This is a genomic window from Bowdeniella massiliensis (assembly GCF_023634005.1).
In the GTDB taxonomy this organism is placed as follows: Bacteria; Actinomycetota; Actinomycetes; order Actinomycetales; family Actinomycetaceae; genus Bowdeniella; species Bowdeniella massiliensis.
On the sequence record NZ_JALIQR010000004.1, the window covers coordinates 119,106 to 145,708 of the forward strand.

Sequence of the window (26,603 nt, forward strand, 5' to 3'; positions counted from 1 at the left end):
CGGTTTGGCGAGGCTACTTGAGCGTCACGGTGGGTTCGGACAGATTCACCGTCGTGACGTCACTACCGGAGGTCGAGACCCAGCTCGTGTTCGGGGTGAAGGAACCCGCGTCGAGGTCCGCCTGCGTCACCACGTGGAAAGGGAATGTGCAGGTGTAGGATGCGTTCCCGCCGAGCTGACGGTAGCGGCAGTTTTGCCGCGCGTTATTCGGGTCGAGGTTCTCCAGGTTGCCCGTCGGCACGACCGTGGTGGTGGCGCTGGAGAGGTTGGTGACCTCGAAGTTGAAGCGCAGGACCTCGCCGATCGCGTACGGGCCCGACTTCGGGTTCGTGTGCGTCGCCTTGACCGAAATCCGGCCATCGACCTCGTCGGCGGTCCGTGGCACGATGACCGTCAGGACGCCCTGGGAGGTGCGGCCCTTGTTGGTCGTGAGCGTTAGCGGGATCTCGTAGGTTCCGCCGGCGGCGCTCGCGGGCACGGTGATGCTCACGTCGAAGCTCGTGGAGCGGTGCGGCTGCACGCGCTTGGGGGCATCGACGTCGACGCTCCAGCCCTCGGGGGCGTTCGCGGTGATCGAATCGATCTTCAGGACCGGGCCGAGCTGGTTTTGCATCGTGACCTCGACCGTTTCGGAGGTGCCGCGCTCGATCGTCGTTTCGTCGGCGGTCATCGGGGCGCAGACGCCTTCGAGCCAGGCCATGTTGAACTTGGAAAAGACGATGCCGTTATGCCCCGGTTCCCACAGCAGGCCGATGGTGCCGTCGGGCAGGGTCGCGAGCGTCGAGTACGCCATTGCGCCCGTGGTAAAGACCTTGGACACCGGCCAGGTCTGGCCGTCGTCGCAGGAAACGCGGACCGTGCCATTGCTGCGCGAGGTCTTGGATGCGGCGTTGGAAAACAGCAGGACCTTGGCCTTGTCGCTGCCTTCCTCGGCGTTCGGGTACGCCCGCACGATGGAGGCGTTGTTGCGCGGATCGATGAGGTTCTTATCCAGCGTCCAGGGGCCGTAGGTGTGGCCGCCGTCGGTGGAGTAGGCGACCTTGCGGTAGCTCTGGGCGTCGAAATCGCGCGAGTTCAACATGATCGTGCCATCGGAGAGCTCGACCGTCTTGTTCTCGTCCATCGCGGGGCCAAAGGGCTCGCCGGCCTGCCAGGTCTTGCCATGATCGTCGGAGTAGATCGAGACGGCGAGCGGGCTGCCCTGGGCGGGCAGGATCGCGTACTGCTGGATGAGGCGACCGGCGTACTTGCCGTACTTCAGCTGGATGCCCTGGCCGGAGGAGGCGAAGCGCGCTTTGACCGAGAGGTCGGGCGTGATGTCGGCGGTGATGTTGCGCGTCGTCCACGTCGCGCCGTCGTCATGGGACTCGGCGACGACGGCGTGCAGGACGTTGCGGTCGCTCGGATCGACGCCGGGCTTCGAGCCGAAGAAGCCCTGATCGTAGGACTTGACGTGGAAGTTGAAGATCGTGCCCGTTTCGCGATCGACGAGGTAGCTCGGATCGGAATAGCCTTCCTTCGGGTGGCTGGCCTTGCCGGCGTTCACGACGGTCTGCTCGCCCCAGGTGGCGCCGTTATCGCTGGAGGCGCGTTGCAGGATCGAGTTGGGGCCGGGAGCGTCGATGCCCGTGGGGCGGCCGTCGTAAGAGGCGAGGACGGTGCCCTCGTTTGTGACCGTCAGGGCGGGGATCCGGTAATTGGGGAAGAGGCCGTCGCCGCCCATGGCGAGGGTCTGTTCGGTGTAGAAGGGCTTTTGGCCCGTCCACAGCGGATCGGCGTCATAGTCGTCCGCGGCCTGGGCAGAAATCGGCAGGGCGAGAAATATGGCGGTTGCAGCAGCGCCTAATGTTAGGCGGCGAGATTTTCTCATCACGTCTCCTTCGACTGGTACGTCTGATCAGACGTCAGACAACAGACAAGCTAGCACGGTCTCGCTCAACCGTAAAGCGATGAATTTACTGCGTAGTGGGTGACAGTCTGAAGGGATTCGTCTTCCTACTCAGGCTAAATGAAGGTCTGGCTGGCGACTTGAGACACTCGTACTACAGATGTGGGACTTCCGCGAAACTATGCCTACGGTAGAGCTGTGAACACCAAACCGCAGCTGAACCAGTGGTGGCGCGATCGCGTCGTCTATCAGATCTATCCGCGCTCCTTCGCGGATTCGAACGGGGATGGCATTGGCGATCTGCGCGGGATCATCGAGCGGGTCGATCACCTGGCGGAGCTCGGCGTCGGGGTCGTGTGGCTCTCGCCGATCTACGAGTCGCCGCAGGACGATAATGGCTACGACATCTCCGACTATCAGGCGATCGATCCCACCTTCGGGACGCTTGCGGACTTCGATGAGCTGGTGGCGGCGCTGCACGAGCGCGATATCCGGCTGGTGATGGATCTCGTCGTCAATCACACTTCCGATGAACACCCGTGGTTCGTCGAATCGGCGAGCGGGCGCGATTCGGCCAAGCGCGACTGGTACATCTGGCGGGATCCGAAGCCCGATGGCAGCGAGCCGAACAACTGGGAGTCGTTTTTCTCCGGGTCGACGTGGCAGTTGGATGAGGCCAGTGGGCAGTACTACCTGCATTTGTTCTCGCGCAAGCAGCCGGATTTGAACTGGGAGAACCCGCAGGTGCGGCAGGCGATCTACGCGATGATGCGGTGGTGGCTTCAGCGCGGGGTGGACGGGTTCCGGATGGATGTCATCAACCTCATTTCGAAGGTTGAGGGACTGCCGGATGGGCCCGTCGGGCCGACGGGGCGCGGCTCCTGCTTCGAGGCGTGCGCGAACGGGCCGCGGTTCCACGAGTTTTTGGCAGAGATGCACCGCGAGGTCTTCGACGCCTACCCGGATCGCACATTCTTAACCGTCGGCGAAACGCCCGGAATTGGGCTGGATGATGCGCTGAAATGCTCGGATCCGGCGCGGCGGGAAGTCGACATGGTCTTCCAGTTCGAGCACGTCGGCCTCGATAACAATCCCGCCGATAAGTTCGCCGTCGAGCGGCCCGAGATGCGGCTCGCGGACCTCGCGGGCAATCTTGCGGCGTGGCAGGAGGGCATGGGCGAGGTCGGCTGGAACTCGCTGTACTTCGAGAATCATGACCAGCCGCGCTCGGTGAGCCGGTGGGGCGATGAGGCGGAGGAGTGGCGGGCGAAATCCGCGAAGGCGCTCGCGGGCATGCTGCACGCGCACCGCGGCACGCCCTACGTCTACCAGGGCCAGGAACTCGGGATGATCAACGTCCCGTGGGCCGACCTCAGCGAGTTCCGCGATCTCGAGGTGCTGAACTACGTTGCCGCGCGGGCCGCCGAGGGACGCAGTTTCGCCGAGCTCCTGCCCGGTATCGCGCGGGTGAATCGCGATAATGCGCGCACGCCCATGCAGTGGAGCGACGAGCCGGGCGCGGGGTTCACGACCGGTGAGCCGTGGCTTGCGATTAATCCGGCGGCACGCGAGATCAACGCGGCGGCGCAGGTGGGCGTGGCGGGCTCCGTCTTCGAGTTCTACCGCGAGCTCATCGCGCTGCGCAGGGAGCTGCCCGTCCTCGTGGCAGGCGACTTCGAGCTGCTCTCACCGGCACTTATCGATGCCGAGCGGCCCACCGTGTGGGCGGTGCGGCGCACCCTGGAGGAGGAGCGGCTGACGGCGCTCGCGAACTTCTCGCGTGAGGACGTCGACGTACCCGAGCAGTGGTGGCCGGCCGGAGCCGAGGTCGTCCTCGCGAGCGAGGACGTCACCGCCGGGCAGCTGCGCGGCTGGCAGGTCGTCTACCTGCGGCACTAGCGGCGAGGCGCTAGGGCTTTGTAGCCCGCAGCCAGCGCACCCAGGGGGCCGTCGCTGCCGTGGCGATGCAGGTGAATCCGGCGTCGCGGGCGAGCTCGCGCAGCCGTGCCTCGGGTAGGGCTGCGCGCACACAGCTGTGCCACCCGAAAGCCAGGCGCGCCCAGCGCGTCGTCGGCCGCGCGATCTCGATGACGAAGAGTGTCCCGCCGGGGCGCAGCACGCGCGCGAGCTCCGCGAACGTGGCCGCGTGCTCGTCCGGCTGGACGTGGTGAATGACGAGCGAGGAGATGACGCGATCGGCAGCGTCGTTCGTCGCTGGAATGGCTCGAATGTCGCCTTGCACGAAACGCTCGATACTGCTGCCGCGCCGCGTGCTCGTCGGCGCGCACCCCGGAGGTATCGAGCAGGCTCGCGAACAGGGCCTCGCGGCGCAGCAGCGTCAGCGGCGCCATGGCGGCGTCGAAGAGCCGCTGGCCAAGAAACAGCCGGGGCATGCGACGAGCCTACGCGCCGCCGAACCCGCGGGGGAGTGCGGCGCCGGTATCGAAGGGCTGGCGCTCGGCGATGAGGCCATCGGCGCCGATGAGCGTGACGACGCCCTCGCTGCCGCGCGGCCCGCCGCCCGTGACGTGCGCGTCGAGGTCGACGATGCAGTTCGTGAGTTCGACGCCCGCGCCGATCGTGGCGCCGTTCAGGACGACGCTATCGCGGATGATCGCGCCGGCTTCGATGCTCGCGCCCGGGCCGATGACGCTGTGCTCGACGGTGCCAGAAACGCACGCGCCCGCGGCGATAAGCGAAGCCGAGACGTCGCCGTCCACGCGCGCGGGCATGAATTGCGGCGCCGCGGTGTAGATCGACCACTGCGGCGCGTCGAGGATGGCGCCGTCGCCGTCGATGAGCTGCAGGTGGGCCGTCCAGTAGGACTGCAGCGTGCCCATGTCCATCCAGTACCCGCTCATGCGGTGTTCGACGGCGCTGCCGCGGGACACGAAATGCGGCACGAGGTCTTCGCCGTAATCCCCGAGTTCGCCATGCGCGGCGTGCAGCTCGTCGAGGGCGTCGATGAGTGCGGTGCGCGAGTAGCAGAAGATCTCGGCGGTGATGAGGTTGCCCGCGGGCTTCTCGGGTTTGTAGTCAAAGGCCGTGACGCGACCGTCCTCATCGGCGGTCACGACCCCATAGCGCGAGCAGTCATCGGCGATGCGCGTCGTGACCATTGTGAGCTCGGCGTCCGCTGCAAGGTGGGTGGCGATGACGTCGCGGAAGTCGAGCGTGTAGAGCTGGTCGGCGGACAGCACGAGGACGAGGTCGGCGCTCGCTTCCGCCAGGCGCTCGCGGTGGCGGTAAAGCGCGTCGGAATTGCCGGTCGCAAACCCCTCGCCGTGTCCGCCCTCGAACGGTGGCGAGAGGATGAGACCGCCGTAATTGCGGTCCAAATCCCACGGGCGACCGTGCGAGAGATGCTCGTTGAGCGAATGCGGCAGGTACTGCTCGATGAGCCAAATATCGCGGATTCGGCTGTGCACGAGGTTGGAGAGCGAGACGTCGATCAGCCGGTAGCTGCCGCCCATCGGGAGCGCGGGTTTGACGCGCGTGTCGGTGAGTGCGCCGAGGCGCGAGCCCTTGCCGCCGGCGAGAATGATGGCGAGCACGCTCGGTTCGTTCATGGCTCCATCCCACCACGGCCCGCCCCCTCGCGCGCGATCAGTGCAACAATGGCGCCATGCTCGCTCCCGCCGTCGCGCGCGATCGGCCGCAAGGTCGAAGCCAGCGGGAATGGGGCAACCGAGGGAAGAACATGACGCCAAAACACCGGGCCAGTACGCTAGCTCTCATCGCGGCGCTCGCTGTTGCGAGCTGTAGCTCTCCCGCGCCGCCCGCCGCCTCGCCGAGCGCCTCGCAGAGCGCGAGCGCCGAAAACGCCGAGGACGGCGCGGCCCTCGCCAGCGAACTCAAGGCGCCCTGGTCGATCGCGTTCTACCGCGACGTCCCCCTCATCAGCGAACGCGACACCGGCCGAATCCTCGCCCTGCGCGATGGCCTCCTCACCGAGGTCGCGACGATCGAGGGTGTCCAGCACGGCGGCGAGGGCGGCCTACTCGGGCTCGCCGTCACCGGCGACGACCTCTTCGTCTACTCCACCGCCGAGGACGGCAATCGCGTTCAGCGCTACGGCCTGACAGACGACGGCGGCCAGCTCCGCCTCAGCGAACCGGAGACGATCCTTGAGGGCATCCCCGCCGCGGGCAACCATAACGGCGGCCGTATCGCCTTCGGCCCCGACGGCAAGCTTTACGTCGGCACCGGCGACGCAGGCCAACGCGAGCTCTCCCAGGATCTCGACTCGCTTGCCGGCAAGATCCTGCGCCTCAACCCCGACGGCAGCCGCCCGGCCGATAATCCCTTCGACGGCTCGTTCGTCTACAGCTACGGCCACCGCAACGTTCAAGGGCTTGCGTGGACGGCCGACGGCACTATGTACGCCTCGGAGTTCGGCGCATCAACGTTCGACGAACTTAACCGCATCGAGCCCGGCGGAAACTACGGCTGGCCCGAAGCCGAGGGCGATTCGGGCGGCGCCTTCCTCGATCCCGTCGCCCAGTGGGCGACGAGCGAGGCGAGCCCCAGCGGGATAGCGATCCGCGGCGAGGACGTCTTCATCGCCAACCTGCGCGGCCGGTCGATCCGGCGCGTAAACCTCGCCGATCCGAGCAAGCAGCAGCTCTACCTTGACGAAGAGAACACGCGGTTTCGCGACGTCGCGGTCAGCCCCACGGGTGAGGTCTGGGTGCTGACGAACAACACCGACGGGCGGGGCGATCCTGGCCCGGATGACGACCGGCTGCTGCGCCTCGACGTCGACGACTAGCCCAGGCAACGACGAAGCGGCGGGACCAGATGGTCCCGCCGCCTGCGTCTACGTGATCGAGCTACTTCTTCAGATCGTCGATCTTCTTGTCGGCAGAGGCCTTAGCCTTGTCGGCCGCCTCCTTGATGTCCTTGGAGGCGTCCTTCAGATCCTTGCGAACCTCGCCGATCTTCTCATCGGCCGGGGTCGTGGAAACCGAGCCCGCGGGCTTGGCATCCTTCAGGTCCTTCGCGACGTCCTTATCGACCTTGACGTTGCCCTGCGCGCCAACGCCCGTCGCGCCAGCGGCCTCGCCCGTACCGGTGACCTTGTCCTTGAGGTCCTCGGCCTTGTCCTTCAGGTCTTCGGCCTTGGTCGCCACCGCGTCGGCAGCCTTCTTGGCGCCTTCCTTGACATTCTCGGCGGCTTCCTTCGCCTTTTCCACGAGCGGGGACTCCTTGTGCTGGGGTACGGCGCGCGCCGAGGTGGCCTCGGCCTCGTTCCAGTACTCCTCGGCCCAGGGATCCTCGATCGGCTGAGTGCGACGCCACAGCAGGTAGCCTGCGCCGGCAGCGACGGATCCGACGATGATCCAGCCGAAGGTCTTGGCGGCGGTGTTCTTCTTGGTCTTCGTCGTCAGCGCCTTGCGGGCAGCCTTGCCGGCCTTCTTGGCCTTTTTGTCCAGCGGCTTGCCGGACTGCGCGGCCTTCGCGGCGTCGTGCATGGCCTTCTGGATGCGCGGCAGGTAGTCCTCGCTGATGGCCTCGTAGGCGTGATCCACGCGCGGGCGGACGGCCTCCGTGGCATGCTCAATCTTCGGAGCCGCGAACTTCACCGTCTCCTTGCGGGCCTTGGCGTAGGCATCCTTGCCTGAATCCAGGGCATCCTTGACGCGTGGCTCGGCCCAATCCTGAGCCTGGCCAAAGAACTCGGCGGCACGCTTCGTCAGGTCGCTCGCGCCTTCCGACACCAGGGATCCCGCATCCTTGGCAGCAGAGCGCGCACTCTTGGCGGCGAGAGCCGATTTCTTCTCGATCTTCTTCTTCTTGCAGCTGATCGCCATGGGGACTCCTCATTCTTGTTGATTCCCACCACGCCTGTGATGCGTGGCTGCTGGTATCTATCTTGCCCTGTTTGCCGCGCACGCGCAGTTCGTCGCAGTGCGGACTTCGACGTATTTGGTCATCTTACGGCCATTGAGGTTTCACTATATGACGAAGGAGTGGCAGCGAGGCGCTCACGACGATCCGGAAGGCCGTTTACTGGGATAGAATCCCAGCTGAGGGTTGGTCCCATTTTCTGCATCCTTCTTGTCCCGTCGATTCGTCCCACGTGGACCTTTCGTGGATTGGTTGTTTGTTTGGTAGAACTGGCGGAAAGCGGGATCAACCCTTCCTTATGTCCTGGCGGCAGGCCGTGACGGAACGCGGCTTGTGCGCCGCGGTGTTCACTGGTGGCCCACTGTGGGCCGCCGTCTGGGCAGAGCCGCCCCGAACGTGGAACACTAAAGCTCATGAGAGCGACAATCCATACCTCAGAAGGCGACATCAACGTCGAGCTGTTTGAAAACCACGCACCGGTCACGGTCAAAAACTTCGTTGGCCTCGCCACGGGCGAGCAGGAGTGGACCGATCCGGAAACCGGCGAGCCGACCAACCGCCCGCTGTACGAAGATGTCATCTTCCACCGCGTCATCCCGGACTTCATGATCCAGGGCGGTGACCCGCTGGGCACCGGCACCGGCGGGCCCGGCTACATGTTCGATGACGAGATCCACCCCGAGCTGACCTTCAACGACACCTACCTGCTCGCCATGGCCAACGCCGGCAAGCGCGGCGGCCGTGGCACCAATGGCTCGCAGTTCTTCATCACGACCGTGCCCACCCCGTGGCTGCAGGGCAAGCACACGATCTTCGGCAAGGTCACCGACGGGGCCTCGCGCGAGGTCGTCGACAAGATCTCGGCGGTCAAGACGAACCAGTCGCGGCCCGTCAGCGACGTCGTCATTTCCTCCATCACCATCGACCAGGAGTAAGAACCTCTCTTATGACTGCCTCCTACGGGGAGCACTCGCCCGAGAACCAGCCGACGTGTCCGCGCCACCCGGACCAGGTGACGTATGTGTCCTGCCAGCGCTGCGGGCGCCCGACCTGCGCGAAATGCCAGGTGCAGGCGCCCGTCGGCGTGCGGTGCGTGGATTGCGCGCGGGAGTTTTCCAAGCGCGCACCCGTCGCTCGAACGCTCGGCGGCGCCAAGGTCGGCCGCTTTACCGGCACCACCACGGTGACGATGTGGCTGATCTACCTGTGCGTCGGCATGCAGGTGCTTGCATGGATCTTCTCAGCCCTGCCGCGCGCGCTGATGTTCGTGCCGGCACTCGGACCGGACGAGCCGTGGCGCTTCATCACGAGCGCATTCGTGCACGGCGGGCTGTGGCATCTCGCGCTCAACATGCTGGCGCTGTGGATGATCGGCCAGGGGCTCGAGCCGGTGCTCGGCAAGGTGCGCTACATCCTGCTCTATCTGCTGAGCGCGTTCGGCGGCTCCGTCTTCGTGCTGCTGCTGGCTTCAACCACGAGCATGGACTGGTACACCGGGGCCGTGGGCGCATCGGGCGCGATCTTCGGCATGTTCGGGGCGCTGTTCGTGCTGAACAAGAAGGCCAAGGCGGACATGCGGGCGATCACGATCCTCATCGCGATCAACCTCGCCTACGGGTTCTTCGTCGCCGGGATCTCCTGGCAGGCCCACCTGGGCGGCCTCATCACCGGAGCGACCCTGGCCTACGGCTTCATTACAAGCGCTCAGCGCAAGTGGCACTGGGGCGCGTGGGCCACGAGCGCCGTCGTCTTCGTCGCGCTCGTCGCGGCCATCATCGTGAAGTACTCATCGGTCGGTCTTACACTCGTGTAATTATCCCCAATTGGGGATAACCATGTGGAAAACTCCCGCACCCTGCCGCGAAAGCGGGGTGCGGGAGTTTTCGTCGTTACTGGGAGCGCCTAGCCCCACAGATCGATGTAGACCTCGTCCGGGTTGGCGCCGGTGGCGGCGCCGCGCTCCAGGCCGCTGATCGCGGCGATCTGGTCGGGCGTAAGCTCGACGTCGACGGCGGCAAGGTTTTCGGTAATGCGCTCCGGTGTCACGGACTTCGGGATGACGACGTTGCCGATCGCGAGGTGCCAGGCGAGCACGGCTTGTGCAGGCGTGACGCCCGCCTCCTTCGCGACCGCTGCGACGACCTCGTCGTCGAGCAGACCGTGGCCCGAGGACAGCGGGGACCAGGCCTCGGTGGCGATGTCGTACTCGTGGTGCAGCTCGCGCAGGTCCGCGCGCTGGTGGTAGGGGTGCAGCTCGATCTGGTTCAGGACCGGGATCTCGCCGGTTTCGTCGATGATGCGCTGCAGGTGATGCGGCAGGAAGTTCGAGACGCCAATCGACTTGGCGCGGCCGGAGGCGCGGATCTCGATGAGCGCCTTCCAGGTCTCGACGTACAGGTCATCCTTCGGGCATGGCCAGTGGATGAGGTAGAGATCGACGTAATCGGTGCCGAGGCGCTCAAGCGAGGCGTCAAAGGCCCGCAGCGCCTTATCGCGCCCCTGGTCCTTGTTCCACAGCTTCGTCGTGAGGTAGACATCCTCGCGGGCGACATCGCTCGCGGCAATCGCGCGGCCGACGCCCTCCTCGTTGCCGTAGATGCGGGCGGTATCGATCAGGCGGTAGCCGTCGGAAAGGGCCTGGGTTACGGCCGTTTCGGCGACGTCGTCCTCGACCTGCCAGACGCCGAAGCCCAGCTGGGGAATGATTGCGCCATCGCGCAGGGTGATGTCAGGTACGTTCGGCATAGCCGCTCCTTTAAGCTTGTCAGGACCAACGATTCGGGCTGTTACGTACCAGCGTAGGCAGTTCGCGCGTTATCGCCAATTGATCGTCATGAGGAAGCCGGACATCATGAGGCCGATGCCGACGGCGAGGTTCCAGTTGCCGATCGGAAGCGGCCAGCGCCCGCCCATCAGGTACGTCACGACGATCCAGGCCAGGCCAAAAATCATGAGGCCCACCATCACCGGAGCCCACCAACTGGGGGACTCGATCGCGCCGGTCTTGCGCGGGGTAGCGGACGGGGTTGCTCCAGGCTTCTTACGATTGCGTGACTTCGGCACGACATCCTCCACGGGGATAGGCAGGACAACTTCTCTTAGCTTAGTCTGGAGCAAGAACGTGACCTAAATTGGCCGAAAGGAAATGTTGCGCGTGACAAAGCGCACGTACCCGTGGTGGCATCCCCAGGGCTCCTCGCTGTCCGTGGGGCTCGTCGCCGTCGGTGCCGGGCTGCTGTTTGCCGCAAACGCGCAACTTTTTGAGGATCGCGAATACCGCACGCCGCAAAACCTCGTCGAGCTCGTCCAGGTCGAAACGCAAAAGCTTGAGAGCCGGGAAAAGGCCGTCTCCGCGCTGCGCGAGCGCGTCGATCAAGCGATCCTGCAGGCGGGCGAGACCGAGACGCCCGCGGAGGAAACGCCCAATATCTTCGGCTACCTCGACAAGGAGATGACCGGTGCGGCGCTCGAGGTTCAGTTGTGGGATGCGCCGAAGACGATCGCCGAATCCGGTCAGTGGGATCCGAACCAGCTCGTCGTCCACCAGCAGGACGTCGAGGCCGTCATGAACGCGCTGTGGTCCGGGGGCGCGGAGGCGATGACGGTGCAGGGTCAGCGGCTCGCGGCGACCTCCGGTGTGCGCTGCGTCGGCAACGTGCTGCTCGTGCACGATCAACGCTTCTCCCCGCCCTACGTCATCACGGCGATCGGCGATCCAGCGCGGCTCAAGGCCGCGCTGGACGACTCCCCGCAGGTGCATATTTACCGGCAATACGTCGCCGCTGCCGGACTAGGACTATCCGTGACCGACAAGGCGTCCGTGACAATGCCCGCCTATGAAGGCACAATCGAGCTGAACTACGCCAAGATCCTGGAAGGCACTGGATGACGCACGACACCTCGCCCCCGCTGCCCCCGACGCGGCGGGCACGTCGCACCGCCAAGCGGCGGCGCAGCGCCGGCGACATCATCACCCTCGTGATCGGCGAACTGCTGTTTACCGCCGGCGCGTTTATCGGCCTCTTCCTGCTGTGGCAGATGTGGTACACGAACTTTGAGGCGTCGGCGAACAATGAGCAGGCCGTCGCCGTCATCGAAGAGAAGTTCCAGCCGCGCGTCGAAAAGACCGTCGAGCCCGAACAACGCCGCACCGACCTGCCGCCCGCCGCCGAGCCCGTCGGCAAAAACCAGGGCTTTGCGACGCTGTACGTGCCGCGGTGGGGCTCGGACTACAAAGTCGGCATCGCGGAGGGGCTGAGCTACTCCGAGGTGCTCAACCACGGGCTCATCGGTCACTATCCGCAAACATCGCTGATCGGCGAGATCGGCAACGCGGGCCTCGCCGCGCACCGGATGACGCGCGGCTCCGTCTTCCAGCACATCGATACGCTGCAAGACGGCGATGAGGTCATCGTCGAGACGGATAAGGCGTGGATGGTGTTTAAGGTCAAGAGCCACGAGATCGTCCTGCCCGATGCGGGCGAAGTGCTCTACCCCGTGCCGCATCAGCCGGGCGTGGAGGCCACCGAGGCGATGCTGACGCTCACGACGTGCCACCCGCTCATGTCCACCCGCGAGCGCTACATCGTCTACACGACGCTCGACTACTGGATCCCGCGCGATGCGGGCATGCCCGAGGCAATCTTGGAGGCGCAGTAATGTACGGCGCAATCTGGCGAATCCTGCCCGGCCCCACCTGGCTGCGGGCCATCCTGGCGCTGCTGCTGCTCGCGGCCGTCATCTACGTCCTGTTCGAGTTCGTCTTCCCCGTGATCGAGCCGTACATGCCCTTCCAGCAGGACGCCGTCGATATCGAGTAGCCGCTCCCATTACGATGTGGACGTGAACCCCGTGCGCGTCCGAATGATCGACAACTTCGACTCCTTCGTTTACACGATCGTGTCCTACCTGCGTGAGCTTGGCGCTGACGTTCAGGTCGTGCGAGCCGATCGCGCGCCCACCGACCCGCGCGACGTGGACGCCGTGGTCGTCTCCCCGGGGCCCGGCACGCCCGAAGACGCTGGCGTCTCCATGGCGGCGATCCGGCAGTGCGCGCGCTATGCGGTTCCGATGCTCGGGGTGTGCCTGGGCCATCAGGCCCTGGGCGCCGTCTTCGGGGCGCGCGTCACCCATGCGCCCGAACTCATGCACGGCAAGGCGGACGTTGTTGAGCACGATGGCTGCAGCATCTTCGCGGGGCTTGCCAGCCCGCTGCCGGTGGCGCGCTACCACTCGCTCGCGATCGCAGCGGACTCCGTGCCCGGCGAGCTGCGCGTCACTGGGACGACGCCGTCCGGCACGATCATGGCGATCGAACACCGCGAGCTGCCGCTCGTGGGCGTGCAGTTTCACCCCGAGTCCGTCCTCACCGAGGGCGGGGCTACGCTCCTTGCTAACTGGCTCGCATCCGTGCCGTCCCGCGTTGGTGGAGCGAACGGTGACGCTAGGGAGAGTTAGGGCTGGGGGCTGCCTACCTAAGCCTCCATAACCGCCCCCATTTCCGGTTTTGGTCGGGATGGGGGCGGTTATATGTGGGTTAGGCCGCCGGCCGGCGGCTTGCGCGGCGCTAGTTGTTGTCGTCCTTGGGCGGGGAGGGCAGTTCGTTGCCTTCGCTCGGGGTGCCCGTCGGGTTCGGCGTGATGCCGTCCGTCGGCGAAGGAGTTTCCGTCGGGACGATGATGGCGGGCGCTTCCTTGGAGATGACGAGCTCGATCGTCGAGCCAACTTCCACCTTGCCGGAGTCCGATTGGCTCATGACGAGGCCCGGATCAACGTCGCCCGTTTCCTGTTCCTTGATACGCAGCGTCAGCTTGAGGTCCTCTTGCAGGATCTTCGTCGCTTCCTCGAGCGTCTTGTTCTTCAGGTCCGGCACGTTCACGAAGCCCGAGGCGACCACGATCGTGACGCTCGAGTCCTTGGGGACCTTCGAGCCGGCCTTCGGATCGGTGCTGAGGACGACGTCCTTTTGCTTGCCGGGGGCGTCCTCCGTCGAGACGTTGGAAACCTTCAGCCCGGCGGCTTCGAGGGCTTCGCGGGCGCGCTCCTGGGTTTGGTCCGTAACGTCGGGGACTTCGACCTCGCCCGGCCCGGAGGAGAAGTGCACGGTGACGTCGCTGCCCTTATCGACCGAGGTGCCAGCGGGCGGCTCGGAGGAGACGAAGAGGCCGGCTTCGATCGAATCGTGCGGAACGTCGTCGCCGATCACCATGGACAGGCCGACCGCTTCGAGGGCGACGCGGACGCCGTTTTGGTTCATGTCCGTAAGGACGGGGACTTCGACCTTGGGGGTTTCGGGCGGTGCCGTATCCCGATTCATGATGAGGTAGGCGGCAGCGACCGATAGCACGACGACGAGGAACGCTAGGAGGCCCCACAGCCAGCCCTTGGAGCTGCGCTGCTGGGTGGCGATCGCGGGCTGGGTGGAGGTGCCCGGGTCGCGCGGCATCGTCTGCGTGGGCGGCGGGACTGGGCTCGCCATGGCGGTCGTAGCGCCGGGGGCGATGCCGCCCGCGACGCCCCACACGGCGGTGGATGGCGCGCTGACCGTGCCGCCGCGCACCGAGGCGAGGAGGTCTTTGCGCATCTGGGCGGCGTCCGTGTACCGCTGATCGCGATCCTTGGCGAGCGACTTCAGCACGACCCGATCGAGGGCCTCCGGAATATCCGAGGCGATTGATGATGGGGTGCGCGGGGTCTCGCGCACGTGCTGGTAGGCGATCGCGACCGCGCTATCCCCGGTGAACGGGGGCTGGCCGGTCAGCAGCTCGAAGAGCAGACAGCCGGTGGAGTACAGATCGGAGCGGACGTCCACGACCTCGCCGCGGGCCTGCTCCGGGCTGAGGTACTGCGCGGTGCCGACAACGGCATTGGCCTGCGTCATCGTCGCCTGCGAGTCCGCCATCGCGCGCGCGATGCCGAAGTCCATCACCTTCACGTCGCCCTGCGGTGTGAGCATGATGTTGCCGGGCTTGATGTCCCGGTGGACGATGCCGGCGCGGTGGGCGTATTCGAGGGCGATGAGGACGCCGTCGACGATCTCGACGGCCTCGTTAATCGGTACGGCGGTGCCGTCCTTGAGCAGGTCGCGCACCGTGTGGCCCTCGACGTACTCCATGATGATGTAGGGCAGCGCGACCTTTTCGCCCGAGCGCGGGGAGATGACCTCTTCCTCGCCGGTGTCATAGACCGCGACGATGGCGGCGTTATTCAGGGCCGCGGAGGATTGGGCCTCGCGGCGGAAGCGGGCGAGGAAGACGGGATCACGGGCGAGGTCTTCGCGCAGCAGCTTGATCGCCACGCGCCGCGATAGGCGCGTGTCGTACCCGATGTGAACTTCGGCCATGCCGCCACGGCCGATCAACTCACCGATCTCGTAACGGCCCGCCAGCATCTGCGGGGCTCGATCTACCACGTGTCCTCCTATAGGGCCGCTGGCGCCGGCGGGGCCGGCGGCTCAGGTGGGGTTGGATGTGCAACAGTATCAAGGGCGAAGAACTCGGCGGCGAGTGCCGCGGCGCTCGCGGGCCGGGCGGCCGGATCTTTGGCAAGCAGCCGAGTGATGACGCGCGCAAAGGTGGGCGGCACGCGGGCCGGCAGGCGCGGGATCGGATCGGAGACGTGCTTCATCGCGATAGCAAGCGGATTGGGGCCGTCGTAGGGCCGGTAGCCGGCAACGACCTCGAAGGCCGTGACGCCGAGGGCGTACAGGTCAGTCGCGGGGGAGGAGGCAGCGCCCTTGACGCGCTCGGGCGCGAGGTATTCCGCCGTGCCCATGACGCGCCCGACCTCGGTCAGATTGGAGGAGCCGGAGCCAAAGGAGATGCCGAAGTCCGTCACCCAGACGCCCCCGGTGGGTGCGTCGACGAGGATATTGGCGGGCTTGACGTCCCGGTGCACCACGCCGCGATTGTGGGCGTGAGCGAGGGCGTCGGCGACTTTACCGAGGATGCGCGCGACGTCCGGAAAGCTCACGAGGCCCGCCTCGCTCAGGGTGTGCAGCGGCACGCCCGGCACGAACTGCATCGCGAGGTAGTCGACGTTACCGCTGTGGCCGTGCGCGACGAAGCGCGCGATCGATGGGTGATCGAGGGCGGCCAGGTGGGTGGCTTCGGCGGCGAGGCGGCGCAGGAACACCGTCTCGCAGCGCAGGTCCGGCCGCAGGATCTTGATCGCGACGGTGCGGCGCTCGCGGTCGGGCTCGTCAAGGTCGAAGCCGCGCCAGACCTCGCCCATGCCGCCGCTGGCGATGGGGGAATCGAGCCGGAAGCGTCCGGCGAGGATGCGGCCGGGGTGGATGAGCGTGCGGGAGGCGATCACTTGGCGATCACCGCCTCCATGACGCGCTTGGCGATGGGGCCGGCGGTGCGGCCGCCGTCGGCCGCGGAGCCCGCGTCGCCGCCGTTTTGGACGAAGACGGCGACGGCGACCTGCGGGTCGTCGGCGGGGGCGAAGCCCACGATCCACGCGTGCTGGTGGGACTCGTTGCCGGTTTGCGCGGTGCCCGTCTTGGCCGCGACCTGCACGCCCGAGATGGCGGCGGGCCCACCCGTGCCGTCGGTGACGACGGAGCGCATGAGGTCCTTCAGCGTTGCGGCGGTCTGCGCCGAGATGGGCTGGGAGTACTGGCTGGGGCTCGTCTCGGAGATGGCAGCGAGGTCAGCGTCGCGGATGGTTTTGACGAGGTAGGGGCGCATGAGGCTGCCGTTGTTGGCGACGGCGGAGGCGACCATCGCCATGTGCAGCGGCGTTGCGCGGACCTCGAATTGGCCGATGCCGGATAGGGCGAGCTGCGCGTTATCGCCGATGGTGCCGAGCGTGCCGGGGGCGGCGCGCATGGGGACCTCGAGCGAGTCGGTGAAGCCGAAGGCTTTGGCCTGGGCGGTCAGCGCCTCGGTTCCGACGTCCATCGCGAGCTGGGCGAACGTTGTGTTGCACGAGTGGGCGAAGGCGTAACTGAGCGGGCCGACGTCGCCGCTGCCGCACGATCCGCGCCCGGGGTTGTGCAGGATGTGGGAGGAGCCGGGCAGTTGGAACGTCGCCTGCGTGGGGACCTCTTGGGCGGCGTCGCCGCCGTGTTCCTCCAGGTAGGCCGCGGCGGTGATGACCTTGAAGACGGAGCCGGGCGCGAAGGTGTCGGGCCCGAGCGCGCGGTTCGTCAGCGGCTTGGCCGGATCCTTCGACAGCGTCTCCCAGGCCGCCCGGGCGTCCTTCGTTACATGGGTGGCGAGCGCGTTCGGATCGAAGCTCGGGGTGGAGACCATCGCCAGGATCTCGCCGGTTGTGGGCCGCAGCGCGACGACGGCGCCGCTCTGGTTGCCGAGCGCCTCGGCGGCGGCCTTCTGCGCGGCCGGGTCGAGCGTGAGTTCGACGGAGCCGCCCTTGGGCTGCTTGCCGGTGATGAGGTCCTGCATGCGTGAGATGAGGAGCGAATCGGCGGTGCCGTTCAGCACCTGGGACTCGGCGCGCTCGATTCCCGTCGCCGAGTTGAAGGCCGTCGCGAAGTAGCCGGTGGCGTGCGCATACAGCGGGCCGTCGGCGTAGGTGCGCTGGAAGCGGTAGACGTCGTCGGCGGGCACGGAGGTGGCGATCGCCTCGCCGCCGACGATGATCGGGCCGCGGTCGCGGCCGTACTCGCGGTAGATTTCGCGAACGTTGCGGGCGTCGGCGTTCAGGGCGGGCGCCTGGAAGAACTGGATCGCGGTGGTGGAGATGAGTAGCGCGGCGAACATCGCCATCATGACGATCGACAGGCGGCGCAGGGGGGTGTTCATCGCAGCCGCACCTCCTCGGTTCGCTGCTGGTCATCGGACAGGTCGCCGATGGTGGGCGGCAGCGGGCCGTCGACGATCTGCGGGGTCGGCGAGCTCATGCCGGGCTGGCGCGCGCCGTTCGACATCCGCAGCAGCAGCCCGATGATCATCCAGTTCGCGATGAGCGAGGAACCGCCCTGCGCGAGGAACGGCAGGGTCAGGCCCGTCAGCGGGATGACGCGCGTGATGCCTCCGACGACGACGAAGACCTGGAAGGCGAGGATGAAGCCGAGGCCGCCGCACAGCAGCTTGCCGAATGCGTCGCGGATGTTGAGCCCGATGCGGATCGCACGCAGCGCGAGGATGAGGTAGAGCAGCAGGATCGCGATGAGGCCGGTCAGCCCCAGTTCCTCGCCGAGGGAGGCCGTAATGGAATCGGAGTGCGCGGCGTAGACGAGTTCGGGGTGGCCATAGCCCCAGCCGGTGCCCATGAGGCCGCCCTGCGCCATGCCGAACAGGCCCTGGACGAGCTGGAAGGAGCCGCCCGGGCTGCGGTTGTACAGCTCGGTGGATAGCGGGTCGCGCCAGATTTCGTAGCGGGCGTAGACGTGGCTGAAAAGGTTGCCGGCGAGGATGACGCCGGCGAGGAACATGCCGAGCCCGATGATGATCCAGGAGACGCGCTCGGTCGCGACGTAGAGCATCGCGACGAACAGCCCGAAGAACAGCAGCGAGGAGCCGAGGTCTTTTTCGAAGACGAGCACGGCGATCGCGACGCCCCACGCGATGAGGATCGGGCCGAAATCGCGGATCCGCGGCAGTTGCAGCCCGAGGATCTTCGGGCCGGCGAGCGAGAGGTTATCGCGCTGGGTTGCGAGGTAGCCGGCGAAGAAGATCGCGAGCAGGATTTTGGCGATCTCGCCGGGCTGGAAGGAGAAACTGGAAACGCCGATCCAGATGCGCGAGCCGTTGATCGTCTTGCCGAGGCCCGGCACGAGCGGCAGCAGCAGCATGATGAGGCCGCCGATGAGCGAGAGGTAGGTGAAGCGCCGCAGCGTGCGGTGATCGCGTAGCAGCAGGATGACGGCAAGGCCGAGCGCGATCCCGAGGATCGTCCATTGCAGCTGGCCCGAGGCAAAGGCGTGCGCGTTCGGGTCCTTCGCCTTGTAGGCGATGTCGAGCCGGGCGATCATCGCGAGCCCGATCCCGTTGAGCGCGACGGCGATGGGCAAGATGACCGGATCGGCATAGGGCGCCCGCCACCGCACGACGAGGTGCGTGATGATCGCGAGGACGCTAAATCCCGCGGCATACGTCGTCAGCCGCGCGGGCACGGCGCCGTCGACGGCGAGCCCGACCTGGACGTAGGCGTATAGCCCGAGCGCGAGTGCCGGGAGCAGCAGCAGGAGCTCGGTCAGCCGGCCGGAGCGGGCCGGACGCATCGCGACGGTAGCCATTAGGGCGACTCGCTCGGCGACGGGGAATCACTCGGCGTGGGCGACTCGCTGGGGGTGGGCGACTCAGTGGCGTCGGGGCTGGATTCCTCGGCGAGCGAGGGCCTAGCGAGGGAACGGAAGTTGGCGACGACGGCATCGGCCTCCTCCAGCGAGGAGCGCGTCGTCGGCGTGGTGAGGCGCGATTTGGCGTAATCGGGCAGCGCGTCGACCTCGATGTCGGTGCGGTGGTGAACGTCGGACAGCGAGATCGGCCCGAGCTTTTGGGGGATCCCTTGGAAGACGGTGACGACGCCCTCGTCCTCGGCGATATAGAACTGGGTGCGCGTCCAGGCGTAGCCGGCGGCGAGGCCTCCGGCCAGGATGGCCAGGATGAGCAGGGCGCCGAGCGCGCGCCCGATGATCCGCCCGCGCCGCTTGGGGGCCGGCGCCTCCTCATCGGGCTCGGCAGCGCGTGCCGGTCGCAGGTTCGCGGCCCGGCCGGCGGCGCCCGAATTGAGCGATGCCCGGGTGCGCGCGAGTCGGTCGGTCGCGGCGGCGCCGACGATCTGAGGCGTCGTCGAGGGCTGGTGCCCGTCGGCGAGGAGGTTGGAATCGAGGATGTCGCACACGATGACGGTGACGTTATCGGGCGCTCCGGCTCGCAGCGCGAGGTGGATGAGCTCGTCGGCGCACGCATCTACGTCCTCGTGCTCGGTAAGCGTTTCGGTGATTGTTTCGGCCGAGACGACGCCAAAAAGTCCGTCGGAGGCGAGCAGCCAGCGCTCGCCCGGGTGGGCCTCGCGCACCGAGGTGTCGAGCAGGACTTCGCCGTCGGTATCGCCGAGCGCCCGCAGGATCATGTTGCGCATCGGGTGGTGTTCGGCCTCTTCGGGGGTGAGGCGCCCGATGTCGACGAGGTGCTGGACGTAGGTGTGGTCCGTCGTCACCTGGTGCAGCGTGCCGTCGCGCAGCACGTAGGCGCGCGAATCGCCGATGTGAACCATGCCGAGTTTCGTGCCCGAGCGCAGCAGCGCGATGCACGTTGTGCCGAGCCCCTCGAGCTCCGGGTCGGTATCGGAGCGGTCCATGAGCTCGTCGTGCGCGGATTCGACGGCGCCGCGCAGCAGGTCGATGAGGTCATCGGCGCCGGGGGCGTCATCGTCGAGCGGCGCGAGGTGCGCGACGGCGACGGAGGAGGCGATGTCGCCGCCCGCGGGGCCGCCCATGCCGTCGGCGAGCACGAGCAGGTGGGGCCCGGCGTAGGCGGAGTCCTGATTGTTCGAGCGCACGATGCCGACGTCGGAGCGGGCGGCGTAGCGGAATTGCACGCTCATCGGCGCAGCTCCATCACGTGCTGGCCGATGCGCACAGGCGTGCCGGGCGCGACGGGCGTCGCCTGGAAGATCCGCGTGCCGCTGACGTACGTGCCGTTGGTCGAGTCGAGGTCTTCGAGGTACCAGCCGCCTTCGTGCGGGAAGAACCGGGCGTGGCGCGAGGAGGTGTAGTCGTCATCGAGCACGAGCGTTGAGGTCGAGGCCCGCCCGACGATGACGGCGGAGCCGGACAGCGGCACCGCGGAGCCGGTGAGCGGCCCCTCGGTGACGATGAGGCGCGTGGGTTCGGTGCGCGCGGGGCGAGCCGCCGGTCGTGCCTCGCGCCGCTTGGCGGGGTTGGTGGGTGGGCGTCCCGGCCCGCGGGGGGTGACGGTCGTGCCGAAGATATCGCGCCGCAGCACGCCGAGCGTAAAGAGGATGAAGAGCCACAAAAGGGCGAGGTAGCTCAGCCGTAGGAGGGTGACGGCGAGTTCGCTCATGGGCTCAGCCCTCGCTTCCCGGCTGAGACCAGAACAGGATGCGCGTGCGCCCAATCGTCAGCGTATTGCCATCCACGAGCGTCGCCGCCGGCACCTTATGCCCCTCGACGTACAGCCCGTTGGTGGAGTTGAGGTCGGTGGCGATCACGCCGCGCGGCGTGACCCGCAGTTCGAGGTGCTTGCGTGACACGCCCGTATCGTCGACGACGATGTCCGCCTCGGAGCCGCGCCCGATGACGGTGACCGGGCCAGTGAGCAGGTAGCGCCGCCCATCAATGTCGACGATGGGGTGCCGCTCGGCCGCATTCAACGTCGTCGCAGGAGCCACGGCCCCGCGCTTGGTCGCCGAGGCAATCTGATACTGGCCCGTCGTGAGTTCCGAATCGAGATCGAAGGTGACGCGCACCGGCCCGACGAAGGAATAGGACTGGCTCATCGCGTGCTCGGTCGCCGCCGCCGCGATTTCCTCGGCCAGGGCGTCGGCGCCCCATGCCTCAAAGTTGTCTTCGTCCGTCGCCGAGAGTGTGACCTTGAAGTCATTCGGCGCGATCGTGCGGTCGCGCGCTACCGCGGCGGCTCGCTCATCCATCGCGCGTCGCACCGCCGAAGCGATCTCGACGGGTTTGATCTCCGAGCGGAAGGCCTTGGAGAACGCGCCAGAAACGACGTCTTCCACCTTCTTTTCGAACTTGTCGAGAAAGCTCATTGCTGGCCCCCTGGGGTTGGACATACCTATACACTGCGATTCTAACGGGTGAGGTGTGCTGAGCATCTCTCTGGCCCAGATTTCCTTCGACGCGCTAGGCGCGCTACGATACTGATGTTCCAAAATGAACGCTGCTCGAGTGGCGGAATTGGTAGACGCGCACGGTTCAGGTCCGTGTGCCCGTAAGGGCGTGGAAGTTCAAGTCTTCTCTCGAGCACCATGGCTATTCATTAGTACTAGCCACTTTTCTTCAAGAGAACTCCCGGTCCTGGGTCACCAGGGCCGGGAGTTCTGCGTTGGAGGGCCCTGTGGCCTTCGACAAGACCGTGACTAACCACCGCGCCATCGACAGGCCCAGCTTCAAGCATTCTGTGGGAAGCGCTGCTTACGATGACTAGAGCGGGTCTGGAGCACTCGCAGACCGTGAAGGAGACGTAGCGAGTGTCGCGACTGACTGAACTACTGAGGCAGGCCCGGAAGGCCGACCAGCAACTCGGTGACGACCTGGAGAAGGAGTTCGCCGCGCTGCTGAAGCGGCGGACGTTCGGCCTGGTCTTCGAGCAGCACCAGCCCGAGGCCGTGGAGTTGCCCGGGCGGGCCGTGCGTCGTGGAGACAAGGTGCGGGTGCTCCCGCCCCGGGGCGAGGTCAAGCAGGGCGACCAGCGACTGTGGCGCGTGGAGCGGATCGAGCGCGTCGACGGAGGCCGCGTCGCTCATCTGCTCGAACTGGACGCCGAGGAGCCGGAGACCCAAGAGGTCACCACTGACGACCTGGTGGTGGTCGCAGAGTTCAACGACCGCATCTACCCGGGCCTCGTGGAGACGGGCAGGGTGGAGCGCGGCGGCGACAAGCCGTTCCACACGGTCATCAACGCGGAGAACTACCACGCCCTGGAGATGCTCACCTACACGCACCGGGGGAAGGTCGACGCCATCTACATCGACCCTCCGTACAACACGGGCGCGAAGGACTGGAAGTACAACAACAACTACGTCGAGGGGGACGACGACTACCGGCACAGCAAGTGGCTGGCTTTCATGGAGCGACGACTGGAGGTGGCCCGGGAACTGCTGAACCCCGAGGACTCCGTTCTCATCGTCACCATTGACGAGAAGGAGTACCTGCGCCTTGGGATGCTGCTAGAACAGACGTTTCCTGAAGCGAACATCCAGATGGTCACCTCGTCTATCAAGCCGTCAGGCTCTCAAAGGGGAGGTGAGTTCTCACGAGTGGAGGAGTTCATCTTTTTCGCCATGTTCGGTGACTCGCATCCGGCTACGAGCACCACCGACATGCTGAGGGATGCAGACTCGCAGCCCGCCCTTGCCACCGTGACTTGGCAAGGGCTTCGTCGTAGGGGCAGCACCGATTGGAAGAGAGCCCATAGGCCGAATGGCTTCTATCCACTGTTCATCTCGGCCCTTGACGGGTCGCTGCAATCCATTGGCGAGCCGATACCGCTTAACCAAGATCGTCGGTCAGTAGTCCCACCGGACGGGACATGGGCAGCATGGCCTCTCGACCCTAAGGGCGAGGAGGGGCGATGGCAGGTTTCCCCCGCTCGGCTCCGAGAGCAACTGGCGGAGGGTACCGCTGCCCTTCGTAAAGCGGACAGGACTAAAGGTTCCGCTTCCGTCGTGTATCTGAAGGGTGGGGACCTCGCCGCAGTCCGAGGCGGCGCTTTTAAGGTCGATGGGCGTGACGCGGAGGGCAAACTGAATATTCTTCCTACCGCTGTGGCTACTCGTAAAGCCAAGACGATGTGGCTCATGGCATCTCATGACGCGAGTGCTTTTGGCACGGCGCTGCTCTCGCGCTTCCTTCCGAGCCGGAAGTTTCCGTTTCCCAAGTCTCTTTACGCGGTTGAGGACGCCCTCCGCTTCTTCGTGCAGGACAAACCCAATGCTGTGATCTTGGACTTCTTCTCGGGCTCTGGCACGACAGCCCACGCGGTCATGCGCCTGAACAGGCAGGACGGAGGTCGTCGCCAGTGCATCTCGATGACGAACAACGAGGTCAGCGCTAACGAGCAGCGCGCCCTCCGCAGGCAGGGTCTGCGCGCGGGTGACGCCGAGTGGGAGGCGCTGGGCATCTGCGACTACATCACCAAGCCTCGTGTGACCGCCGCGATCACGGGCAAGACCCCCGAGGGCGAGCCGATCAAGGGTGACTATCGCTTCATGGACGAGTTCCCGATGAGCGAGGGGTTCGAGGAGAACGCGGCGTTCTTCACGTTGACGTATGAGGCCCCGTTGTCGGTGCGTCACAACAGGGCGTTCGAGCGGATCGCTCCGATGCTGTGGCTGAGGGCGGGGTCGCAGGGCCGGATCATCACGGACCTCGGTGAGGACGGTTGGGACGTTGCCGAGACGTACGGGGTGCTGGAGAACCTGGATCAGGCGGGTGACTTCGTGGTCCGGGTGGCTGAGGAGGAGTCGGTGAAGACAGCGTTCATCGTCACGGATGATGACTCGGCGTTCCAGATGGTGTGCCGTGATCTGCCCAGTGCGGTGCTTCCGGTGCGGCTGTACGAGTCGTACTTGCAGAACTTCATGCTGAGGGGTGGTCGCTGATGCGCTACACGTTGAAGGACTACCAGGGTGAGGCCGTCAGGGAGGTGCTGCGGAACTTGGAGCAGGCCCGGGACATGTACCACCGCTACGGGTCGCTGTCGCAGTTCTCGCTCACGGCCACGACCGGCGCGGGCAAGACCGTCATGGCTGCTGCGGTGATCGAGGCGCTGTTTTTCGGCAACGACGAGTTCGACTTCGAGGCCGACCCGGGCGCGGTGGTGCTGTGGTTCTCCGACGACCCGTCGCTGAACGAGCAGTCCCGGGCCCGGTTGCAGGAGGCCGGGAGCGAGTTGGATTCGCGGCTACGGGTGATCGAGACGACGTTCTCCGAGCCCTCGTTGCGTCCGGGTCACGTGTATTTCCTGAACACGCAGAAGTTGTCGAAGAACTCGCGCCTGGTGCGCGGCGAGCCGACCCCGGCTCCTGGGCAGGTGCGCCTGTTCGAGCCGCGTCCGGATGAGATGCAGTCCTCGATCTACGACGTAATCACGAACACCGTGGAGAACAGGGACCTGACGCTGTACTTCGTGCTGGATGAGGCTCACCGGGGCATGGGGACGACGAGCAAGGACCGCAGCACAATCGTGCAGCGGCTGATCAACGGTCACGGCACGGTGCCGCCCATGCCGGTGGTCTTCGGCATCTCGGCAACCGTGGAGCGGTTCGAGGCGGCGATGAAGGACGCCAAGGGCCGCACTGCCCTGCCCTCGGTGGAGGTGGACTCCGCTCTGGTGCAGGCGTCGGGGCTGTTGAAGGACGACATCGTGCTCTCCATCCCGACCGAGCAGGGGGTCTTCGACACGGTGCTGCTGCGGCGGGCGGTGGAGAAGGTCCGCGCCTCGACGGCGGCGTGGTTGGCGTACGCCGATGAGCAGGAGGAGGCCGATCCGGTCATCCCGTTGCTGGTGGTGCAGGTGGGTGATAAGCCCACCACCGAGACGCTGGTGCGGACGTTGGACACAATCTATGACGCCTGGCCCGAACTCGGCCCCGACGCCGTGGCGAACGTCTTCGGGGAGCACCAGGACCTGCTGGTCGGCCAGCAGGGCGTGCCGTACATCGAGCCCCAGAGGGTGCAGGATGCCACGCACGTGCGGGTGCTGCTGGCGAAGTCTGCGATCTCCACGGGCTGGGACTGCCCGCGCGCCGAGGTGCTGGTCTCGATGCGTCCTGCGAAGGACCGCACCCACATCACCCAGTTGCTGGGCCGCATGATCCGCACCCCGCTGGCACGGCGCATCCCGGGCAACGAGTTGCTCAACTCCGTGGACTGCCTGCTGCCGTTCTTCGACCGCAAGACCGCCACGGGCGTGGCAGAGATGCTCATGAAGGGCGCGACCTCCAAGGACGAGGAGGACACCGACACCGGAGGCGGCGAGGGACGCCGCGTCCTCTTCGACCCGGTGGACCTGCACCCCAACCCGAAGGTGCCCCAAGAGGTCTGGGACCGCTTCGCCGCCCTGCCCTCGGTGACGATCCCGAAGAAGGGTGTCAAGCCGATCCGCAGACTCACCGCGCTGGCCACGGCGCTGTCCAAGGACAACCTCGTAGAGGAGGCCGTCGAGAAGGCGCACAAGCACCTCCACGCCGTGCTCGACGGTCGGGCGGTGCAGCACAAGGAGAAGGTCGCCCAGGCCCGCGAGGACGTACTCACGATGAGCGGTGAGGAGGCCCGAGGCCGGATCGGCGGCGGGTTCTCCTACAAGTCGTTCCAGGAGTCAGCAGACCCGCGTGCCATCGAGGACTCCTACCGGGCCGCTGCGCGCGTCCTGAGCCCCGCCCTTTGCTCCTCCTACGTCAACCACCTGGTCGGCCCGGACGGCGACGATGACGACCTCCTGGAGGCCAACATCACCGTCGCTGCTCTGGGCCGGGTGCCTGAGATCACAGAGGCGGTCGAGGACGAGGCCGACGACCTCGCGAGGACGTGGCTCAACCAGACCCGGGTGGCCCGCAAGGGGCTGTCGGATGAGCGGCAGGCGGAGTACGACCGCTTGGAGGGCATGTCCACTCAGCCTGAGCGCATCTCTCTGACTGTGCCCAAGGCGGCCCAGGCCGAGACCATGGTCCGCGAGAAGGACGGGACCGAGAGCCCGCTGGAGACCCGGCTCATGCACCTCATGGCAGCCGAGGACGGCTCCTACCCGATCTCGCTCAACGAGTGGGAGCGCAAGGTCCTGGATTCGGAGGCCAAGCAGCCTGGCTTCAAGGGCTGGTACCGCAACCCCGCCCGTGCGACGAAGGAGTCCTTGGCCATCGCCTACAGGGAGGACTCCGGCACCTGGAAGGCAGTCCGTCCCGACTTCATCTTCTTCGGCACCGACCACGCAGGTCAGGTCGTTGCAGACCTCGTGGACCCCCACGGCCATCACCTCTCCGATGCCCTACCCAAGTTGCGAGGGCTCGCAGCGTTCGCGGAGAAGTACCAGGGCGAGTTCGGCCGCATCGAGTCGGTGGCCGAGACCGGAGGAACCATGCGCGTCCTCGACCTGACCAAGCACCACGTCCGGCAGGCCATCCGAGACGCCAAGACGGCCAAGGGGCTGTACGAGTCCGGCGTGGCGAGCGACTACTGAGGACGCGCGTC

23 protein-coding genes and 1 tRNA gene are annotated in these 26,603 nt (G+C 66.4%); 11 read left to right on the top strand and 13 right to left on the bottom strand.

Annotated elements, in window-relative coordinates; all coding sequences use genetic code 11:
- Positions 1-13 precede the first annotated feature (13 nt).
- Entirely contained in the window at positions 14-1,870 is a 1,857-nt protein-coding gene (locus MUN85_RS03795) for an exo-alpha-sialidase (protein ID WP_250505447.1), read from the bottom strand.
- Positions 1,871-2,086: 216 nt separating this feature from the next.
- Here MUN85_RS03795 and MUN85_RS03800 point away from each other — a divergent pair, with 216 nt between their 5' ends.
- Positions 2,087-3,787 carry an alpha-glucosidase gene (locus MUN85_RS03800; RefSeq protein ID WP_250505448.1) on the top strand — a complete coding sequence of 567 codons (1,701 nt, stop codon included), beginning with the start codon at positions 2,087-2,089 and terminating at the stop codon, positions 3,785-3,787.
- Positions 3,788-3,797: 10 nt separating this feature from the next.
- Here the strand turns inward: MUN85_RS03800 and MUN85_RS03805 are convergent, their stop codons facing one another.
- Together MUN85_RS03805 and MUN85_RS03810 are read right to left on the bottom strand one after the other, a co-directional pair.
- Positions 3,798-4,130 (bottom strand): class I SAM-dependent methyltransferase, encoded by a 333-nt coding sequence (locus MUN85_RS03805; RefSeq protein WP_250505449.1) that lies wholly within the window; start codon positions 4,128-4,130, stop codon positions 3,798-3,800.
- A gap of 160 nt (positions 4,131-4,290) precedes the next feature.
- The gene (locus MUN85_RS03810; RefSeq protein ID WP_250505450.1) at positions 4,291-5,457 is read right to left on the bottom strand and encodes a glucose-1-phosphate adenylyltransferase family protein; all 1,167 of its coding nucleotides are present in this window, start codon (positions 5,455-5,457) and stop codon (positions 4,291-4,293) included.
- Between the two features lie 131 nt (positions 5,458-5,588).
- Between MUN85_RS03810 and MUN85_RS03815 the strand changes: the two genes are divergently transcribed.
- A complete protein-coding gene (locus MUN85_RS03815) occupies positions 5,589-6,659 on the top strand; it encodes a PQQ-dependent sugar dehydrogenase (protein ID WP_250505451.1) in 1,071 nt (356 codons plus the stop codon).
- 61 nt (positions 6,660-6,720) lie between these two features.
- On the opposite strand, the gene MUN85_RS03820 is transcribed toward MUN85_RS03815, so the two are convergent.
- Positions 6,721-7,701: a hypothetical protein gene (locus tag MUN85_RS03820; protein WP_250505452.1), complete on the bottom strand. Its 981-nt coding sequence runs from the start codon at positions 7,699-7,701 to the stop codon at positions 6,721-6,723.
- Between the two features lie 450 nt (positions 7,702-8,151).
- On the opposite strand from MUN85_RS03820, the gene MUN85_RS03825 reads away from it, so the two are divergent.
- Both MUN85_RS03825 and MUN85_RS03830 read left to right on the top strand, forming a co-directional pair.
- Positions 8,152-8,673, top strand: a complete 522-nt coding sequence (locus tag MUN85_RS03825) for a peptidylprolyl isomerase (protein ID WP_250505453.1) — start codon at positions 8,152-8,154, stop codon at positions 8,671-8,673.
- Between the two features lie 11 nt (positions 8,674-8,684).
- On the top strand, positions 8,685-9,551 hold the full coding sequence (locus MUN85_RS03830; protein ID WP_250505454.1) for a rhomboid family intramembrane serine protease: 867 nt from the start codon (positions 8,685-8,687) through the stop codon (positions 9,549-9,551).
- An 89-nt stretch (positions 9,552-9,640) separates the two neighbouring features.
- On the opposite strand, the gene MUN85_RS03835 is transcribed toward MUN85_RS03830, so the two are convergent.
- Together MUN85_RS03835 and MUN85_RS03840 are read right to left on the bottom strand one after the other, a co-directional pair.
- Positions 9,641-10,483, bottom strand: coding sequence for an aldo/keto reductase (locus MUN85_RS03835; RefSeq protein ID WP_250505455.1), 843 nt, complete (start codon positions 10,481-10,483; stop codon positions 9,641-9,643).
- A 69-nt stretch (positions 10,484-10,552) separates the two neighbouring features.
- Entirely contained in the window at positions 10,553-10,801 is a 249-nt protein-coding gene (locus MUN85_RS03840; protein ID WP_250505456.1) for a cell division protein CrgA, read from the bottom strand.
- A gap of 91 nt (positions 10,802-10,892) precedes the next feature.
- Between MUN85_RS03840 and MUN85_RS12870 the strand changes: the two genes are divergently transcribed.
- From MUN85_RS12870 to MUN85_RS03860, 4 genes are read left to right on the top strand one after another with little or no spacing between them, the layout of a single operon-like run.
- The gene (locus MUN85_RS12870; RefSeq protein ID WP_250505457.1) at positions 10,893-11,627 is read left to right on the top strand and encodes a DUF881 domain-containing protein; all 735 of its coding nucleotides are present in this window, start codon (positions 10,893-10,895) and stop codon (positions 11,625-11,627) included.
- Positions 11,624-12,397 (top strand): class E sortase, encoded by a 774-nt coding sequence (locus tag MUN85_RS03850; protein ID WP_250505458.1) that lies wholly within the window; start codon positions 11,624-11,626, stop codon positions 12,395-12,397. Before MUN85_RS12870 ends, MUN85_RS03850 begins: the two co-directional genes overlap by 4 nt.
- Complete coding sequence (locus tag MUN85_RS03855) at positions 12,397-12,558, top strand: hypothetical protein (RefSeq protein ID WP_092565037.1); 162 nt, start codon at positions 12,397-12,399, stop codon at positions 12,556-12,558. The genes MUN85_RS03850 and MUN85_RS03855 overlap by 1 nt, the downstream gene beginning before the upstream one ends.
- A 22-nt stretch (positions 12,559-12,580) precedes the next feature.
- Positions 12,581-13,195: an anthranilate synthase component II gene (locus MUN85_RS03860; protein ID WP_250505459.1), complete on the top strand. Its 615-nt coding sequence runs from the start codon at positions 12,581-12,583 to the stop codon at positions 13,193-13,195.
- Between the two features lie 109 nt (positions 13,196-13,304).
- Here MUN85_RS03860 and pknB read toward each other — a convergent pair whose 3' ends face one another.
- From pknB to MUN85_RS03895, 7 genes are read right to left on the bottom strand one after another with little or no spacing between them, the layout of a single operon-like run.
- A complete protein-coding gene (gene pknB / locus MUN85_RS03865; RefSeq protein ID WP_250505460.1) occupies positions 13,305-15,149 on the bottom strand; it encodes a Stk1 family PASTA domain-containing Ser/Thr kinase in 1,845 nt (614 codons plus the stop codon).
- A gap of 8 nt (positions 15,150-15,157) precedes the next feature.
- Entirely contained in the window at positions 15,158-16,054 is an 897-nt protein-coding gene (locus tag MUN85_RS03870; protein ID WP_250505461.1) for a serine/threonine-protein kinase, read from the bottom strand.
- Positions 16,051-17,508, bottom strand: coding sequence for a peptidoglycan D,D-transpeptidase FtsI family protein (locus tag MUN85_RS03875; RefSeq protein WP_284500883.1), 1,458 nt, complete (start codon positions 17,506-17,508; stop codon positions 16,051-16,053). The genes MUN85_RS03870 and MUN85_RS03875 overlap by 4 nt, the downstream gene beginning before the upstream one ends.
- Entirely contained in the window at positions 17,505-18,944 is a 1,440-nt protein-coding gene (locus tag MUN85_RS03880; RefSeq protein ID WP_250505462.1) for an FtsW/RodA/SpoVE family cell cycle protein, read from the bottom strand. The genes MUN85_RS03875 and MUN85_RS03880 overlap by 4 nt, the downstream gene beginning before the upstream one ends.
- Positions 18,944-20,257 carry a PP2C family protein-serine/threonine phosphatase gene (locus MUN85_RS03885; protein ID WP_250505463.1) on the bottom strand — a complete coding sequence of 438 codons (1,314 nt, stop codon included), beginning with the start codon at positions 20,255-20,257 and terminating at the stop codon, positions 18,944-18,946. The genes MUN85_RS03880 and MUN85_RS03885 overlap by 1 nt, the downstream gene beginning before the upstream one ends.
- The gene (locus tag MUN85_RS03890) at positions 20,254-20,736 is read right to left on the bottom strand and encodes an FHA domain-containing protein FhaB/FipA (protein WP_250505464.1); all 483 of its coding nucleotides are present in this window, start codon (positions 20,734-20,736) and stop codon (positions 20,254-20,256) included. Before MUN85_RS03890 ends, MUN85_RS03885 begins: the two co-directional genes overlap by 4 nt.
- Before the next feature lie 4 nt (positions 20,737-20,740).
- Positions 20,741-21,442, bottom strand: a complete 702-nt coding sequence (locus tag MUN85_RS03895) for an FHA domain-containing protein (RefSeq protein WP_250505465.1) — start codon at positions 21,440-21,442, stop codon at positions 20,741-20,743.
- A 133-nt stretch (positions 21,443-21,575) separates the two neighbouring features.
- On the opposite strand from MUN85_RS03895, the gene MUN85_RS03900 reads away from it, so the two are divergent.
- The 3 genes from MUN85_RS03900 to MUN85_RS03910 all read left to right on the top strand — a co-directional run bounded on the left by MUN85_RS03900 (position 21,576) and on the right by MUN85_RS03910 (position 26,592).
- Positions 21,576-21,662 (top strand) — tRNA-Leu (locus MUN85_RS03900).
- Positions 21,663-21,883: 221 nt separating this feature from the next.
- On the top strand, positions 21,884-24,016 hold the full coding sequence (locus MUN85_RS03905) for a site-specific DNA-methyltransferase (RefSeq protein ID WP_250505466.1): 2,133 nt from the start codon (positions 21,884-21,886) through the stop codon (positions 24,014-24,016).
- Entirely contained in the window at positions 24,016-26,592 is a 2,577-nt protein-coding gene (locus MUN85_RS03910; RefSeq protein ID WP_250505467.1) for a DEAD/DEAH box helicase, read from the top strand. Before MUN85_RS03905 ends, MUN85_RS03910 begins: the two co-directional genes overlap by 1 nt.
- Positions 26,593-26,603 lie beyond the last annotated feature (11 nt).

Excerpts from the sequence above, each read along its gene's own strand:
- MUN85_RS03795 (WP_250505447.1), bottom strand. The coding sequence starts at position 1,870 with ATGAGAAAATCTCGCCGCCTAACATTAGGCGCTGCTGCAACCGCCATA.
- MUN85_RS03810 (WP_250505450.1), bottom strand. The coding sequence starts at position 5,457 with ATGAACGAACCGAGCGTGCTCGCCATCATTCTCGCCGGCGGCAAGGGC.
- MUN85_RS03815 (WP_250505451.1), top strand. The coding sequence starts at position 5,589 with ATGACGCCAAAACACCGGGCCAGTACGCTAGCTCTCATCGCGGCGCTC.
- MUN85_RS03820 (WP_250505452.1), bottom strand. The coding sequence starts at position 7,701 with ATGGCGATCAGCTGCAAGAAGAAGAAGATCGAGAAGAAATCGGCTCTC.
- MUN85_RS03825 (WP_250505453.1), top strand. The coding sequence starts at position 8,152 with ATGAGAGCGACAATCCATACCTCAGAAGGCGACATCAACGTCGAGCTG.
- MUN85_RS03830 (WP_250505454.1), top strand. The coding sequence starts at position 8,685 with ATGACTGCCTCCTACGGGGAGCACTCGCCCGAGAACCAGCCGACGTGT.
- MUN85_RS03835 (WP_250505455.1), bottom strand. The coding sequence starts at position 10,483 with ATGCCGAACGTACCTGACATCACCCTGCGCGATGGCGCAATCATTCCC.
- MUN85_RS03850 (WP_250505458.1), top strand. The coding sequence starts at position 11,624 with ATGACGCACGACACCTCGCCCCCGCTGCCCCCGACGCGGCGGGCACGT.
- MUN85_RS03855 (WP_092565037.1), top strand. The coding sequence starts at position 12,397 with ATGTACGGCGCAATCTGGCGAATCCTGCCCGGCCCCACCTGGCTGCGG.
- MUN85_RS03875 (WP_284500883.1), bottom strand. The coding sequence starts at position 17,508 with ATGAACACCCCCCTGCGCCGCCTGTCGATCGTCATGATGGCGATGTTC.
- MUN85_RS03880 (WP_250505462.1), bottom strand. The coding sequence starts at position 18,944 with ATGGCTACCGTCGCGATGCGTCCGGCCCGCTCCGGCCGGCTGACCGAG.
- MUN85_RS03885 (WP_250505463.1), bottom strand. The coding sequence starts at position 20,257 with ATGAGCGTGCAATTCCGCTACGCCGCCCGCTCCGACGTCGGCATCGTG.
- MUN85_RS03890 (WP_250505464.1), bottom strand. The coding sequence starts at position 20,736 with ATGAGCGAACTCGCCGTCACCCTCCTACGGCTGAGCTACCTCGCCCTT.
- MUN85_RS03895 (WP_250505465.1), bottom strand. The coding sequence starts at position 21,442 with ATGAGCTTTCTCGACAAGTTCGAAAAGAAGGTGGAAGACGTCGTTTCT.
- MUN85_RS03910 (WP_250505467.1), top strand. The coding sequence starts at position 24,016 with ATGCGCTACACGTTGAAGGACTACCAGGGTGAGGCCGTCAGGGAGGTG.